The organism is Brevundimonas variabilis, assembly GCF_014199945.1.
In the GTDB taxonomy this organism is placed as follows: domain Bacteria; phylum Pseudomonadota; class Alphaproteobacteria; order Caulobacterales; family Caulobacteraceae; genus Brevundimonas; species Brevundimonas variabilis.
Genome location: NZ_JACHOR010000004.1, coordinates 331,232 through 345,541 on the forward strand (window position 1 = coordinate 331,232; position 14,310 = coordinate 345,541).

Genomic DNA, 14,310 nt, shown 5'->3' on the forward strand with positions numbered 1-14,310 from the left:
CTAAACCGGCGGCGCCGGCTCGTCCTCGGGATCAGCCTGATCCGGGCTCTCCAGAAGATCGACAGCCCGCTTCAGGAGATCAATCGTCTCCGTCTCCATCAGCGGCGTCGCCCGAGGCAACGGTATGGCAATGCTGATCGCGCCCACCGGCCGCCCCTCGGCCATCACGACGCGAGCGATGCCGCGTATGCCCGGGGTGTGTTCTTCACGCGTCCGGGCGATCCCCGTCTCGCGAACCTGCATCAGCTCGGCCCGCAGGTCCTGTTCATCCGTCAGGGTGTGCGCCGTGAAGGCTTCGCGTTCCGACGTCGCAAAATACTCGGCCAGATCCGCTTCGGAATAGCTGGCGAGGATGGCCTTGCCGGCTGCAAAGGCGTGCATCGGCGCGCGCCGGCCAACATCCAGGGTATAGCGCAGCGCATGGGTGCCGACTTCGCTGACCGCAGCCTCGACCTCATGGCCGCGCGGCATGAAGAAGCCTGCGGTCTCGTTCAGCCGAACTCTCAGTGACCGGACGATCGGACCGGCTCGCTGGACGAGGGTGTCGGCCATCCGTCGAGGCTGAAGCCTCTCCAGGCCATTGCCCGGACCGTAGCGCCGTCCAACACGCTCTATGTAGCCGCGCTCGGCAAGGGTGGTGAGCAGATAGGAAAGGCTGCTGACCGGGATCACGAGGGCCGAGGCGATTTCATGGGCGGCCAGCGGACGGCCTTGTGAAACGAGCAACTCGAGGATGTCGAGCGTTCGCATGGCCGACTTGACGGTGGAGGTACTGCCTGTGTCACTCATGGTTCTGGAGCTCCCATGCGGCGTGAGCCGCGGACTGGCAAGAGGCGCGCGCTCCCTCCCGGCTAGGGCAACGGCTGAAAGCTGAGACCGCCTCTCCGTTCCGAGAACTGCCATACGCCGTCTGTCCGGACAAATCGGTCGTGGAAGGTCCCCACGAGAGGGGGCTTGTCGGGATCGACGTAGAGCAGAATGACGCTGGACGCGGACGCCGTATCCTCGGTCTCCGCAGTCACCACGATGTTGGAGCAAATGTGCTGGGTGGTCCGCGGCGGCCGCGCCCTGAAGGCCGCGAGCAAGGCTTCACGACCCACAATCGGATCCTGCGGTGCCGTTGGTCGGGTCATCAAGCCGTCGGCCGTGAACAGAGCGACGAGATCCTCCCATCGCGCCTGGTCATTCAGGGTCGCATAGACGTTGATGAGTCGGGCACAATCCAGCTCGATGTCGCGTCGTTCTGCCGGGTTCATGCGGCTCTCCATGGAGCGGCCCGGAGCGATGATCGCCCCGGGCCTGTCCCGTCCTAGAAGCGATAGCCGACGGAGAAGCCGTAGGTTCTTGGCGGCAGATAGGTCACGCCGATCAGGCGGCCGGTCGACACGGCGAACGTGGACGCCCGGACGTCTTCATCGCCGATGTTCTTGGCCCAGAGCTGGGCTGTGATGGCCCCGTCTCCGCTTTCGTAGACCAGGGACGCGTCGGCCATCGTGTAGGCATCCGAGCTTTCGATTTCCCGCGCGAATTCCGAGAAGAAGATCTGGCTCTTGTACGACAGGTCACCCATCAGCGTCAGCTGACCGTCCATCGGCAACACGAACGGGAGGTCAACCTCGCCATGGAGGCTCCAGGCCCACTCCGGGGTGTTGCGGACGCGGTTACCTGCCAGTTGCAGGTTGCCGCCACCCGGTGCGCCGAAGGCGGTGGGGCTTGGATTGGTGACGGGATTGTAGGCTGGCCCCCCGGCGACATTCTGCGGTGCCAGGGGATCGACGGTGATGTAGTCGTCGAACTGTGCGTCCGTCCACGACAGGCCGCCCGAGACCCTGACCGTGTCGATCGGACGAGCGAAGAAGTCGGCCTCAAAACCGCTGGCCGACGTGCGGGCGGCGTTCTGGAAGATGGTGGTGAAGCCAGCGGGTCCGCCCGTGATGGTCTTGTTCAGCTGAAGACCTTCGAGCTCATAGCTGTAGGCCGCCATGTTCAGGGTGAGACGCTGGTCCAGCAACGTCGCCTTGACCCCGACCTCATGGTTGGTGATCTCCTCCGGGTCCACGATGGTCCGCGACTGGAATGCGTTCTCGCCGGAACCGGCTTTGAAGCCTTCCGAGTAGGTATAGTAGAGCAGGACGTCCGGATTGACCGCCCACTGCAGGCCGAGTTCCGGCGTGAAGTCTTCGAAGGTGCGCTCGGTCAGTGTGCTGCCCCTCGGTGAATAGAGGGTCGGCAGGGCCTGCAGCGGAGCCGTTGCGGAATAGCGGATGATGTAGCCGGCGTTGTCGGTGGTGACAGTCTCACGGCTGTATCGACCGCCAACCTTGACGCTCAGACCGGACAGCTGTTCGGAGAGGGTACCAAGGTTGAACGTCGCCTGACCGAACAGGGCCGTGGCCTCGGTCTGGAGGTCAGAGCTGACGCAAACCCGCTTGGGCGTCTGAATAGCCGAACCCCCCGTCGTGTCCCCCGGGCCATAGCCACAGAAGGAATAGGCGACGTCGAGCGGAATGCCATCCCGCGCCAGGATCGCGGGCGTGCCGGGAAGGCCGGTGCTGCGGCCGAATCCGACGTTGTCGATCGGGTTCTGCTGCTCCTCGAAATAGTAGCCGCCGAGCACGAGGTTCACGAAATCCGTGTCGTAGTTCATCTGCAGTTCCGTCGAGAACTGCTCGCTGTCGATGCGGCGTTCCTGAACCGTCGAGTTGAACCCGTTGACCGTGAAGGCGCTGACGACGGCCGACAGGTCGAGGTCTTGGAACAGGGAGGATTCGAAGCTGCGGAAGTTGGTGATGTTCGTGAACGACAGGTTTTCGCTCACGTTCGCCCGGAACGTCGAGGTGAAGGCGTAGGATTCCGTGCTGGTACCGGGCTGGATCTCGCTGGCGAGATCGCGGGGGTCGGTCGCATAACCGCCGACGCCGAAGGCCGGAAGGCGCGCCACGCCGGGAAAGCTTGCGCGCAGATAGTGGATGGCACCGGAGCTGTCATCCTGGCGGAAATACTCACCCGACAGCAGAAGGCTGACATCGGGGGTGAAGTCGAAGTTGAGCTGACCCCGGAACATTCTCCGGTTCAGATCATCCACGTCGGCGCCGGTGAAGGGGTTCTCTCCAAAGCCATCCCGGGCTTCGGTCTTGCCCGCGATGCGGAACTGGATGCCGTCGGTAATCGGCCCGCCGATCGCGACTTCGGTGTTCAGGGCGTTGTAGCTGCCGATGGTCAGTCGACCATAGCCTTCCATGACGTCGGAGGGCTTGGCCGTGATGACGTTGATGGAGCCACCGACCGCGTTCCGCCCGTAGAGCGTGCCCTGCGGACCACGGAGCACTTCGACCCGCTGGACGTCGAAGAGCGACGTCAGTTGAGCCTCGGCGCGGGCGACATAGGCCCCGTCGACGTGGAGGGCCACGCCCGTGGACGATCCCGTCGTCGACGTATTGGCGCCGACGCCACGGATGAAGATCTTGGCCTGGTTGAAGTCGTTGCCAAAATTGACGGACGGCACGATCGTCTGAAGGTCTGAAAGGTTGTTGACCTGTGCGTTGTTCAGTCGCTCCTCGCCGAGGGCCGTCACGGCGATGGACACGTCCTGCAGCGACTGTTCACGACGCGACGCCGTGACGATGATGTCGTCTACGGTCGTTGGCTCTTGCGTATCGGCAGGCACGCCGGTCTGGGCATAGGCACTCGTGGAAGTCAGAAGCGCCAAAAGGGCACCGGTCACAACTCTCATGTAATCCTCCCGATCGTCTTTGTTTTTGTTGGTAGTCGTCATGCCGCGCGCGGCCATGACGCCGATCTCGCCGGAACCTCCGTCCGGACACAGTCGCCTGTTTTCTTCTTATATGTGAAGATTTCAGGTCTACGAAGTATATCAGTGTGCCGCCGCTGGCAAGTTACAGCCTTGCCGCAGCGATATCGGCCCCCTCCCGAAGCGCAGCCAGCTTCATCCAGGTCACGGCCGGGTCGATCTTGCCGTATCCCGCAAAGGTGCCAAAGCCGCAGTCGGTGCTCGCAATGACGCGCTCGGGCCCGACGATTGCAGCGAACCGCTCGATCCTTTGCGCAATCAGTTCTGGATGCTCGACATAGTTCGAGCAGGTGTCGATCAGGCCGGGAGCCAGGATCTTGTCGTCGGGCAGGCCTGCATCCCGCCAGATGATCCATTCGTGTTCGTGACGAGGGTTCGCCGCCTCGAACAGGATCGTCGAGGGACGGGCGCGCAGAACAATCGACATGATGCGTTCAAGGGGGATGTCGTGGGTGTGCGGACCCTCGTAGTTCCCCCAGCAGATATGCATCCGCATCTTCTCGGGCGGGATGTTCGCCGTGGCGGCATTCAGGGCATCCACATTGGCAGCGATGGCCGAAAGGAACTGGGCCTCGTCCATGTCCTGGTAGCCGGTATGGCGTGACATCGCGAGGTCGGGGCAATCGAGCTGCAGGTCGAATCCGGCAGCAACGATCGCCTCGTATTCCGGCCGCATCGCATCGGCGAGGTCGGCGAGATAGGCCTCGTGACTGGGGTAGAAGGCATTGGGCTGGAAGGCCGTGATCAGGCCAGGAGAGGCCGCATTCATGAAGGCGCGAACCCCTCGACCGTGCCTGTCCATGGCCGAACGGAACCGCCTGACGTCATCATGCAAGGGCTGGAGATTCACCAGCCTGACCTCGCCTACGCAGGCGGCGCGGGTGAACTCCTGCGCACCCATGATCCCCGCCAGCTTCTCGCGAAACTCCGGAAGGGGGGCGAGGTCGAGTGCCGGCTTGCGCGGGCTGTGGCCGCCAAATCCGGAGAGCCGCTCGATGATGTAGGTCGAGTAGCCGACCTTGCCCAGTTCGCCATCGCTGATGATCGAGACCCCGGACTCGATCTGCTTCTGGACAGCCAGATCGACTGCGCCCTGCACAGCCGTGTCGAAGGCCTCCGCATCGTAGGGATCGCCATGATCCCGCGCGAGGAGCAGCGGCGTGAGTTCGGGGCCCCGCGGCAAGCTGCCGACGTGGGTGGTGGCGATGGTCACGGCCATTCTTCGCTCCAGTAGAGGCGCATGGGGTTGTCGATCAGAAGCTTCTGCTGAAGCCCGGGCGTGGGGGCGATACGCGGGATCATGTCGACCAGGGCCCCGTCATCCGGGATGCGCTGTTCCATGTTCGGATGTGGCCAGTCGGTGCCCCACAGGCAGCGGTCGGGATAATCCTCCACGAGGGGGCGCACTGCCTGAACGAAGTCGTCCCAGCCCGGCGAGGCGGACAGGCGGTCAGGGCAGGTCGCCTTGAAGTGGATGTCGGGTCGGCTGTCGAGCAGGGCGCGAAAGGCGCGCATATCGGAACCGTCCGGACCCTGGGTCACGTCGGGACGACCCATGTGATCGATGATGACAGGGACAGGCAGGGCCGCGATGAAGGGTCTGAGGTCTTCGAGGTCGTCCGCCTCGAAATACATGACCACGTGCCAGCCCTCTGGAAGACGACCCGCCACTTCCAGAAAGCGATCCTTTGGCGCGTCGTCGACCAGTCGTTTCAGGAAGTTGAACCGGATGCCCCGCATGCCTCCGAGATGCAGGGCCTCAAGCTCGTCGTTCGAGATCGACGGATCCACGACAGCGACACCCCGGGCACTGCCGTTGGAAGCCGCGATGGCATTCAGGGTCGCGCTGTTGTCCGTGCCGTGACAGCTCGCCTGGACGATCACGCTGCGGTTCAGACCCAGCCGGTCGCGGAGGGCGAAGAGGGCGTCGGGTCCTGCGTCCTGCGGTATGTATTTGGCCTTGGCACTGAAAGGGAACCGCTCTGCGGGCCCAAAGACGTGACAGTGCGCATCCACCGCACCCTCGGGGGGGCGGTAGGTCGGGACGGTGGGATCGAGTGTCCAGCTGCGCACGCGGTTCTGTGCATCTGTGCTCATGCGAATACCCGTCCGTCCATCAGCTTGCGGGCCGTGCGCAGCAGGGCAGACGTCATGACGTTGCCTGCCTCGTCGGTCTCCAGAACGCAGGTCATTTCGCCGGTCGGATGTTCGACCGAGATCGTCTTGCCACGTCCTTCAGGAACATCCGCCACTTCGGCAGCGGGGGACCCTTCAAGGAGACACGCCGTCGCGACGCTGACCGCGCCGAGGACACCCACCGTCGCGTGCGCCCGTTTCGGAATGAAGCTTCTCACCGTCACAGCTCCGCCATGCCTTGGCGGGGCGACAAGCATCATCTTGGGGACAGAGCTGTCAGCAACGTCGCCCAGCATCATCATCGGCCCTGCCTGGAGCCGGATAGCTTCGATCCGTGCCTTCAGCGCGAAATCGGCGTCGAGGGTTTCGCGATCCTCGTATCCGGTCGCGCCCACCGCATCGGCACGGAGAACGACACAGGGCATGCCATTGTCGATCAGGGTGCAGGCGACACCGTCGATGACGTCGACGGCCCGTCCCGTCGGCAGAAGGGCTCCGCACGACGACCCGGCCGTGTCCCGGAATTCCAGTGGAACAGGCGCAGCCGTCCCGGGCACGCCATCGATCCTTGCCGAACCTTCGTAGCTCGCAGCCCCGTTCGGTGTGGCAACGGTTGCAACCGCCGTCTGTCCGGTATTGACCATGAAGATGGAGACCGGGGTCCTGTCCCCCTTCGCCGCAACCAGACCGCGTTCGATCGCGAAAGGCCCGACGCCGGCCAGCATATTCCCGCAGTTCTGTGCGTCCGTGACGATCGCCTCGTCGACGAAGACCTGCAGGAACAGATAGTCGACATCGACCCCGTCCCTTTGTGAAGCGCTGACCACGGCGACCTTGGATGTCAGCGGATCCGCCCCGCCCATGCCGTCGATCTGTCGGGGGTCGGGCGAACCCATCACCTTCAGAAGGAAACCGTCGCGTTCGGACGTGTCCGTCGGCAGGTCGTCAGCCAGAAAGAAGGCTCCCTTGGAGGTGCCGCCACGCATCCACATGCAGCGGACGCCTTCACTCATAGCGCAGACCCAGGGCTTCCAGTTTTCCGCGCATGTCGTAGATGTCGAGCCCCAGTTCGCCAGCCGCGAGACGATCCCGCTTCGAGGTTTCATTCGCCTCGCGGGTCATCCCCTTTTGCAGAACGTCAGCCGCATCGGCGCGTCGAACGACACAGACTCCGTCGTCATCGGCCACGATCACGTCGCCGGCCTCGATCGCTGCGCCCGCGCATACGATGGGCACGTTCACATCCCCCAGCGTTGCCTTGATCGTCCCCTGCGAGAACACCGCCCGCGACCAGACCGGAAAGCCCATCTCGGTCAGGTCGCGCACATCGCGAACGCCAGCGTCGATCACCAGCCCCCGACACCCACGCGCCATGGCCGAGGTGGCCAGCAGGTCGCCGAAATAGCCATCCTCGCAAGGCGATGTGGGAGCCAGAACAAGGATGTCGCCCGGCGACAACTGTTCGATCGCGACATGCAGCATCCAGTTGTCACCCGGAGGCGAGGAAATCGTAACCGCCGATCCTGCAATCCGCGCTCCCGGGTAGATCGGGCGCAGACGCGAGCCAAGAAGGCCCGTTCGCCCCTGTGACTCATGCACTGTGGCCGTGCCAAGCCGGGCCAGGCCGTCAATGACGTCGCTGTCTGCACGCTGAATGCTGCGAACCACTCGACCGGCCATCGGCAACTCCTGAAACCCGAATCCGTGTTGGCTCACCGCCGGGAAAGCTTCAAATCAGCTTTGCCCGGAGGCGATAAGATTTTACGATAGGTCACCATGAACGTGTCCCCCTTCGACCTGAATCTCAGGCATCTGCGCGCCCTGTCCGTCGTGATTGCACGCGGCAACATGAGTCGGGCGGCAGAGACCGTGGGGCTTTCCCAGCCTGCCTTGACGCAGGGCCTCGCAAAGCTCGAGCGCACCCTGGGTACGAAGCTGCTGGTACGTCATCCGGACGGGGTGCGGGCGACCGACGCGGGACAAGCCCTGGCGGAACGGACGGATCGGGCCTTTTCGCATCTTGCCGAGGCGGCGCGACAGGCCGGGCGAAGCGGCTTTGCGCGCCCGGAAAGCATCGTGACGGCGACCCAGTTGCGCGCCTTTCTGGCCCTGACGGATGCGGGCAGCTTTGTTGCGGCAGCGCGTGCCACGGGTTTGTCGCAACCCAGCCTGCACGCCGCCGTGCGCGATCTCGAGAAGATCTGCGCCGTGCCGATCCTGGAGCGGCAGGGCCGGGGCGTCGTCCTGACGAAGGCGGGAAACCGGTTGGCTCGCGGGGTACGGCTGGCCCGATCCGAGATTGCCGCCGGGCTTGTCGAGATCTTGCCGGGTGGGGGTGGCGATGCCAACCGGATCACGATCGGGGCCATGCCCCTGTCACGCGCTGTCCTTCTGCCAAGCGCGGTGTCCGCCATGGTCGCGGCCGAGCCCGGCTTTGTCGTCGACATCGTCGACGGAGCCTGGCGCGAGCTTGTCGATCCGCTCAGGGACGGCATCCTCGACGTCATGGTCGGCGCCCTGCGCGAAGACACGCATCCGGACCTGGTGCAAAAGCCCCTGCTTGAGGATCGCCTGATGGTTGTCGGGCGCCGGGGACATCCGCTTTCATCCGCCGTTGCCTTCGACGCCGCGGCGCTTGCGACCTATCCTTGGGTGATCGGACGCCCCGGTTCTCCATTGCGACTGTTGTGGCAGGCCCTGTTTGCGGACGGACCCATGCCGGCATCCCCCGTCGAGTGCGGATCGGTCACGGCCATCCGGGGCATATTGCGAGGCAGCGACCTTCTGACCCTTCTGTCGTACGATCAGGTGCGACTGGAAATCGAAGCGGGCGTGCTGGCGCCGATCGGGCTTCCGCTGACGGAAACGCGGCGGACGATCGGGATAACGACGCGGCGAGACTGGCGGCCCACGCCATCCCAATCCAGATTCCTGGCCCTGATTGACGAAGCAGCCACGACGTCGATTCGGGAAATTGAATAGGGTCTGGTCGATAATGATTTGCCGGAGGCTGGACCCGACGCGATAGCTTCCCCGTCATGAATACCCCTGTTTCCGTCATCGGTTTCGGCGAAGCGGCATCGGCCATGGTCGAAGGCTGGCCAGAGGCTGGCCGTAGGGTCCTCGCCTATGATCGCAAGACCGACCATGCGGGTACGCGCAAAGCCAAACAGGCTGACTTCGCCCGACTGAGTGTCGTCGGCTGTGACACCATGGCCGAAGCGGTCGCCGGGGCGAACATCATCCTCTGTCTCGTGACAGCGGACCAGGCGACGGCTGCGGCCCGTGAAGGCGCGATGAGCCTGTCCCCCGGCGCGCTCTGGCTGGATCTCAACAGCGTGGCCCCGGAGACCAAGCGCGTTGCTGCCCGCGTCATCGAGGCGGTCGGTGGTCGCTACGTCGATGTCGCCGTGCTGTCCCCGGTGCACCCGAAAAGGCGTGCCGCGCCTCTGCTCGTCAGCGGTCCACATGCCGAAGACGGTGTGCGGCATCTGACGGGGCTCGGCTTTTCCAATGTCTCGGAACTGAAGGGACCGGTCGGCGCGGCTGCTTCCGTGAAGATGATCCGGTCTGTCATGATCAAGGGGATTGAGGCCCTGTCGGCTGAATGCGCGATCGCTGCGCACAAGGCCGATGTCCTCGACGCCGTTGTGTCTTCGCTTGATGCGAGCTGGCCGGGGGCGGACTGGGGCGCGCGGCTCGACTACAACCTTGACCGCATGATGGTCCACGGCCTGCGCCGGGCCGCAGAAATGCAGGAATCGGAAGCCACACTGGAGTCGTTCGACGTGCGCGCCGCGATGACGCGGGCCACCGTCGAACTTCAACAGGCGATCGGGGCCCTGGGCATCAGCACCCCCCCCGAGGGGCTGGTGGCGAAGCTGAATGCCTTGACCGAGCATGCGAGAGGGGCCGCGGCATGAGTCTCGTTATCGACTGTCATGGTCATTACACCACCGCGCCGCCCCAGCATGATGCCTGGCGGGATGCCCAGAAGGCCGCGTTCAAAGCGGGCGAGGCGGCAACGCCCTATCCAGAAATCTCCGACGATGAGATTCGCGAGACGATCGAGCTAAACCAGCTGAGACTGCTTAAGGAACGCGGGGCCGACCTGACGATCTTCAGCCCGCGTGCCTCGACGATGGCGCACCATGTCGGAGATGAAGACGTCTCCGTCGCCTGGACGAGGGTGTCGAACGATCTGGTTGCCCGTGTGTGCCACCTCTATCCGGAAACCTTCGCCGGGGTCTGTATGCTCCCCCAGAGCCCGGAGGCTGACCTGGGCGGTTCGATTGCCGAGCTTCGTCGCTGCGTGAATGAACTCGGGTTCGTCGGCTGCAACCTGAACCCTGACCCGGGCGGGGGTCACTTCACCGCTCCGCCGCTGACCGACCGGTTCTGGTATCCCCTCTATGAGGCGATGGTCGAGCTGGATGTGCCCGCCATGATCCATGTGTCGGGGTCGTGCAATCCGGGCCTGCACGCCACCGGGGCCTACTATATCGCCGCCGATACCATCGCCTTCATGCAACTGATCCAGGGCGATCTGTTCAGGGATTTCCCGACCCTCAGGCTGATCATCCCGCATGGGGGTGGTGCCGTTCCGTACCACTGGGGGCGCTATCGGGGGCTGGCCGACATGCTGAAACAGCCGCCGCTCGAACAGCATCTGATGGACAATGTCTTCTTCGACACCTGCGTCTACCACCAGCCCGGCGTCGATCTTCTGACCCAGGTGATCGAGACACCGAACATCCTGTTCGGGTCCGAGATGGTCGGCGCGGTCCGCGGCATTGATCCCCGGACCGGTCAGTATTTCGACGACACCAAACGCTACATCGACAATGCCCCGATCACGGATGCCCAGCGCCATGCCATCTTCGAAGGCAATGCGCGGCGCGTGTTTCCCCGCCTCGACGCCAAGCTGAAGGAAAGAGGACTATGACTGCGCCTCGCGATATTCATGCCTATCTCGCCGAGATGGATGACATCCCGGGAACCCGTGTGTTCACGGCCGCCCGCGCCCGTCAGGGTTATCACCTGAACCAGTTCGCCATGAGCCTGATGAAGGCGGCGAACCGTGAAGCCTTCAAGGCTGACGAGCGTGCCTATCTCGATGCCTGGCCGATGACCGAGGATCAGAAGCAGGCGGTTCTTGATCGTGACTTCAATCGCTGCCTGTCGCTTGGCGGCAACATCTACTTTCTCGCCAAGCTCTTCTCGACCGACGGCAAGAGCTTTGCCCAGGCGGTGTCGACCATGACCGACATGAGTTTCGAAGACTACACGGCGATGATGATTGCCGGAGGTCGTTCCCCCGTCGGACAGCGCTCGATCAAGGAGAAATACTGATGGCCCGCATCACTGCAGGCGTGGCCTGCAGCCACATTCCGGCGCTCGGGGTTGCCGTCGATTTCGACAAGACCGGAGAGGACTACTGGGCACCCGCCTTTGCGGGTTTCGACTGGACCCGGAAGTGGGAGGAGCAGGAGAAACCCGACGTCGTCATCCTGGTCTACAACGACCATGCGACGGCGTTCGACATGAAATTCATTCCGACCTTTGCCATCGGGTGTGCCGAAAGCTTCACGCCCGCCGACGAAGGCTGGGGACCGCGCCAGGTGCCGGTCGTCGAGGGCCATCCTGATCTCGCCTGGCACATCGCCCAGAGTGCCATCCTCGACGAGTTCGACATGACCATCATCAACGAGATGGAGGTCGATCACGGCCTGACGGTCCCGCTGTCGATGATGTTCGGCAAGGTCGACAAATGGCCGTGCCGGGTCATCCCGTTGGCCGTGAACGTGGTCACCTATCCGCCGCCTTCGGGCAACCGCTGCTGGTCGCTGGGCGAGGCCATCCGGCGTGCCGTCGAGAGCTATCCCGAGGATCTCAATGTCCAGGTCTGGGGGACGGGCGGCATGAGCCATCAGTTGCAGGGCCCGCGCGCCGGTCTGATCAACCGCGAATGGGACAACCGGTTTCTCGACCAGCTTTCGGGTTCGACCGATGCGCTGCGCTACATCCCTCATATCGAGTATCTGCGCGAGACCGGCTCCGAAGGAATCGAGATGGTCATGTGGCTGATCATGCGCGGTGCCATGGGGCAGACGACCGAGCAGTTGCACCGCCACTATCATGTGCCGGCATCGAACACGGCGGTCGGCCACATCGTGCTACGTCCGGTTCCCGACGCCGAAGCCTCAGGCGAAGGTGTGGGAGCCGCAGCATGAAGATCGCTCTCGCCGGCGCAGGGGCTTTCGGTGAAAAGCACCTGGATGGCCTCAAACTGATCGACGGCGTCGAGGTGGTCAGCCTGATCGGCCGGACCCTGGACGCGACCGCGGCCGTTGCTGAAAGATATGGCATCGGTCACGTCACAACCGATCTGGCCGAAAGCCTGGCCATGCCCGAGGTCGATGCTGTCATACTGTGCACGCCGACCCAGATGCATGCGGCCCAGGCCCTCGCGTGCATGGAGGCGGGCAAACATGTCCAGATCGAGATCCCGCTCGCCGACAGTCTTGCCGATGCCGAGGCCGTCTTCGACAAGCAGCGCGAGACCGGGCTGGTCTGCATGGTCGGTCATACCCGGCGCTTCAATCCCAGCCATCAGTACATCCACAACAAGGTCAGGGCCGGAGAGCTGAACATCCAGCAGATGGACGTCCAGACCTATTTCTTTCGCCGAAAGAACATGAACGCCAAGGGCCAGCCCCGCAGCTGGACCGACCACCTGCTGTGGCACCACGCGGCGCATACGGTCGATCTGTTCGCTTATCAGTGCGGTCCGATCGTGAAGGCCAATGCCATCGAGGGGCCGCACCACCCCGAGCTTGGAATCGCGATGGACATGTCGATTCAGCTGAAGGCCGACAGTGGCGCGATCTGCACCCTGTCCCTTTCTTTCAATAACGACGGTCCTCTGGGGACCTACTTCCGCTATATCGGCGACAACGGAACCTGGAACGCTCGCTACGACGATCTGTTCACGGGCAAGGAAGAGCCGGTCGATGTGTCGGGCATCGATGTGTCCATGAACGGCATCGAGCTGCAGGATCGCGAGTTTTTGGCGGCCATCCGCGAGGGGCGCGAGCCCAACAGCTCCGTCGCTCAGGTGCTGGCCTGCTACCGGGTCCTGGATCAGCTCGAGAAACAACTGGCCGCATGAGCCGGCGCCGAACGCAGATTGCGATCGTCGGGGGCGGTCCCGCCGGCCTGCTGCTGGGGCATCTTTTGCGACTAGAGGGTATCGACGTCGTCATCGTCGAACGGGCCAGCGCCGACTATGTGCTTGGACGCATTCGGGCCGGCGTCCTGGAGGCGACCCTTACGGACCTTCTGCACAGGTTGGGCATAGACCAGCGGCTGAAGGCCGAGGGGCTGCCGCACGACGGATTCTACCTCGCTGATGGGGAGAAGCTGATCCACATCCATGTGGGCGAACTGACCGGCAAGACGGTCACTGTCTATGGTCAGACCGAGGTCACCCGCGATCTGATGGACGCAGCAGAGGATCGCGGTCTGGAGATTGTCTACGAGGCCGGTGATGTCGCGCTCCACGACATCGAGACCGAGGCACCGTATCTGACCTATTCAAAAGACGGCGTGGAGCATCGACTGGATGCGCGGTTCATCTGCGGTTGCGACGGGTTTCACGGCCCTTCGAGGAAGGCCATCCCGGAGTCTGCGGGCCGGACGTACGAGAAGGTCTATCCGTTCGGCTGGCTGGGCATTCTCGCGGATGTCCCGCCCTGCCATCACGAACTGATCTATGCGAACCATCCGAACGGTTTCGCGCTGGCGTCGATGCGATCGGCGTCCCGCAGCCGCTACTACATCCAGGTGCCGGTCGATGAAGACATCAACCAGTGGCCCGACGATCGCCTGTGGGACGAGCTGGCACTGCGCCTCGGGCCGGAGGCTGCCCGCCATCTGACGCGGGGCACAGCCATCGAGAAATCCATCGCGCCGCTGCGGTCGTTCGTGTTCGAGCCGATGCGATACGGGTCGCTGTTTCTGGCTGGAGACTCGGCCCATATCGTCCCGCCGACGGGGGCCAAGGGGCTGAATCTGGCGGCCTCTGACGTGACCTATCTGTCCGATGCCCTGATCCGCTATTTCAGGTCAGGGGATGGCACCGGGATCGGCGGCTATTCGGACAGAGCCCTGGCGCGGGTCTGGAAGTCGGAGCGGTTCAGCTGGCAACTGACAACGCTGATGCACCGCTTTCCGGCGACCAGTCCGTTTGACCGGCGCATGCAGCAAGCGGAACTGGACTATATCGCCGGGTCAAGGTCTGCCCAGGCGGCGATCGCCGAGAACTATGTGGGACTGCCGCTGTAGGGATGCTCTTTCCGGTC

Annotated in this window: 14 protein-coding genes; 7 read left to right on the forward strand and 7 right to left on the reverse strand. The window is 63.7% G+C overall.

The window, feature by feature from the left end; genetic code table 11:
* The 7 genes from GGR13_RS12965 to GGR13_RS12995 all read right to left on the reverse strand — a co-directional run bounded on the left by GGR13_RS12965 (position 1) and on the right by GGR13_RS12995 (position 7,627).
* Complete coding sequence (locus GGR13_RS12965) at positions 1-789, reverse strand: IclR family transcriptional regulator (protein ID WP_183213961.1); 789 nt, start codon at positions 787-789, stop codon at positions 1-3.
* 62 nt (positions 790-851) lie between these two features.
* Entirely contained in the window at positions 852-1,256 is a 405-nt protein-coding gene (locus GGR13_RS12970; protein ID WP_183213962.1) for a nuclear transport factor 2 family protein, read from the reverse strand.
* Between the two features lie 53 nt (positions 1,257-1,309).
* Positions 1,310-3,733 (reverse strand): TonB-dependent receptor, encoded by a 2,424-nt coding sequence (locus tag GGR13_RS12975; protein ID WP_183213963.1) that lies wholly within the window; start codon positions 3,731-3,733, stop codon positions 1,310-1,312.
* Between the two features lie 163 nt (positions 3,734-3,896).
* The gene (locus GGR13_RS12980) at positions 3,897-5,030 is read right to left on the reverse strand and encodes a cobalamin-independent methionine synthase II family protein (RefSeq protein ID WP_221230663.1); all 1,134 of its coding nucleotides are present in this window, start codon (positions 5,028-5,030) and stop codon (positions 3,897-3,899) included.
* On the reverse strand, positions 5,021-5,908 hold the full coding sequence (locus GGR13_RS12985; protein ID WP_183213964.1) for an amidohydrolase family protein: 888 nt from the start codon (positions 5,906-5,908) through the stop codon (positions 5,021-5,023). Before GGR13_RS12985 ends, GGR13_RS12980 begins: the two co-directional genes overlap by 10 nt.
* Positions 5,905-6,960 (reverse strand): 4-oxalomesaconate tautomerase, encoded by a 1,056-nt coding sequence (locus GGR13_RS12990; protein WP_183213965.1) that lies wholly within the window; start codon positions 6,958-6,960, stop codon positions 5,905-5,907. Before GGR13_RS12990 ends, GGR13_RS12985 begins: the two co-directional genes overlap by 4 nt.
* A complete protein-coding gene (locus GGR13_RS12995) occupies positions 6,953-7,627 on the reverse strand; it encodes a 4-carboxy-4-hydroxy-2-oxoadipate aldolase/oxaloacetate decarboxylase (RefSeq protein ID WP_183213966.1) in 675 nt (224 codons plus the stop codon). The genes GGR13_RS12990 and GGR13_RS12995 overlap by 8 nt, the downstream gene beginning before the upstream one ends.
* Positions 7,628-7,723: 96 nt before the next feature.
* Between GGR13_RS12995 and GGR13_RS13000 the strand changes: the two genes are divergently transcribed.
* The 7 genes from GGR13_RS13000 to pobA are packed head-to-tail and all read left to right on the forward strand — an operon-like array spanning position 7,724 to position 14,293.
* Positions 7,724-8,929 carry a LysR family transcriptional regulator gene (locus tag GGR13_RS13000; RefSeq protein WP_183213967.1) on the forward strand — a complete coding sequence of 402 codons (1,206 nt, stop codon included), beginning with the start codon at positions 7,724-7,726 and terminating at the stop codon, positions 8,927-8,929.
* A gap of 56 nt (positions 8,930-8,985) precedes the next feature.
* Positions 8,986-9,870: an NAD(P)-dependent oxidoreductase gene (locus GGR13_RS13005; RefSeq protein WP_183213968.1), complete on the forward strand. Its 885-nt coding sequence runs from the start codon at positions 8,986-8,988 to the stop codon at positions 9,868-9,870.
* On the forward strand, positions 9,867-10,892 hold the full coding sequence (locus tag GGR13_RS13010; RefSeq protein ID WP_183213969.1) for an amidohydrolase family protein: 1,026 nt from the start codon (positions 9,867-9,869) through the stop codon (positions 10,890-10,892). Before GGR13_RS13005 ends, GGR13_RS13010 begins: the two co-directional genes overlap by 4 nt.
* Positions 10,889-11,299, forward strand: a complete 411-nt coding sequence (ligA, locus tag GGR13_RS13015; RefSeq protein WP_183213970.1) for a protocatechuate 4,5-dioxygenase subunit alpha — start codon at positions 10,889-10,891, stop codon at positions 11,297-11,299. Before GGR13_RS13010 ends, ligA begins: the two co-directional genes overlap by 4 nt.
* Positions 11,299-12,180, forward strand: coding sequence for a class III extradiol dioxygenase subunit beta (locus tag GGR13_RS13020; protein WP_183213971.1), 882 nt, complete (start codon positions 11,299-11,301; stop codon positions 12,178-12,180). Before ligA ends, GGR13_RS13020 begins: the two co-directional genes overlap by 1 nt.
* On the forward strand, positions 12,177-13,118 hold the full coding sequence (locus GGR13_RS13025; RefSeq protein WP_183213972.1) for a Gfo/Idh/MocA family oxidoreductase: 942 nt from the start codon (positions 12,177-12,179) through the stop codon (positions 13,116-13,118). Before GGR13_RS13020 ends, GGR13_RS13025 begins: the two co-directional genes overlap by 4 nt.
* Positions 13,115-14,293 (forward strand): 4-hydroxybenzoate 3-monooxygenase, encoded by a 1,179-nt coding sequence (gene pobA, locus GGR13_RS13030; RefSeq protein ID WP_183213973.1) that lies wholly within the window; start codon positions 13,115-13,117, stop codon positions 14,291-14,293. Before GGR13_RS13025 ends, pobA begins: the two co-directional genes overlap by 4 nt.
* Positions 14,294-14,310 lie beyond the last annotated feature (17 nt).

Excerpts from the sequence above, each read along its gene's own strand:
- GGR13_RS12965 (WP_183213961.1), bottom strand. The coding sequence starts at position 789 with ATGAGTGACACAGGCAGTACCTCCACCGTCAAGTCGGCCATGCGAACG.
- GGR13_RS12970 (WP_183213962.1), bottom strand. The coding sequence starts at position 1,256 with ATGAACCCGGCAGAACGACGCGACATCGAGCTGGATTGTGCCCGACTC.
- GGR13_RS12975 (WP_183213963.1), bottom strand. The coding sequence starts at position 3,733 with ATGAGAGTTGTGACCGGTGCCCTTTTGGCGCTTCTGACTTCCACGAGT.
- GGR13_RS12980 (WP_221230663.1), bottom strand. The coding sequence starts at position 5,030 with ATGGCCGTGACCATCGCCACCACCCACGTCGGCAGCTTGCCGCGGGGC.
- GGR13_RS12985 (WP_183213964.1), bottom strand. The coding sequence starts at position 5,908 with ATGAGCACAGATGCACAGAACCGCGTGCGCAGCTGGACACTCGATCCC.
- GGR13_RS12990 (WP_183213965.1), bottom strand. The coding sequence starts at position 6,960 with ATGAGTGAAGGCGTCCGCTGCATGTGGATGCGTGGCGGCACCTCCAAG.
- GGR13_RS12995 (WP_183213966.1), bottom strand. The coding sequence starts at position 7,627 with ATGGCCGGTCGAGTGGTTCGCAGCATTCAGCGTGCAGACAGCGACGTC.
- GGR13_RS13000 (WP_183213967.1), top strand. The coding sequence starts at position 7,724 with ATGAACGTGTCCCCCTTCGACCTGAATCTCAGGCATCTGCGCGCCCTG.
- GGR13_RS13005 (WP_183213968.1), top strand. The coding sequence starts at position 8,986 with ATGAATACCCCTGTTTCCGTCATCGGTTTCGGCGAAGCGGCATCGGCC.
- GGR13_RS13010 (WP_183213969.1), top strand. The coding sequence starts at position 9,867 with ATGAGTCTCGTTATCGACTGTCATGGTCATTACACCACCGCGCCGCCC.
- ligA (WP_183213970.1), top strand. The coding sequence starts at position 10,889 with ATGACTGCGCCTCGCGATATTCATGCCTATCTCGCCGAGATGGATGAC.
- GGR13_RS13020 (WP_183213971.1), top strand. The coding sequence starts at position 11,299 with ATGGCCCGCATCACTGCAGGCGTGGCCTGCAGCCACATTCCGGCGCTC.
- GGR13_RS13025 (WP_183213972.1), top strand. The coding sequence starts at position 12,177 with ATGAAGATCGCTCTCGCCGGCGCAGGGGCTTTCGGTGAAAAGCACCTG.
- pobA (WP_183213973.1), top strand. The coding sequence starts at position 13,115 with ATGAGCCGGCGCCGAACGCAGATTGCGATCGTCGGGGGCGGTCCCGCC.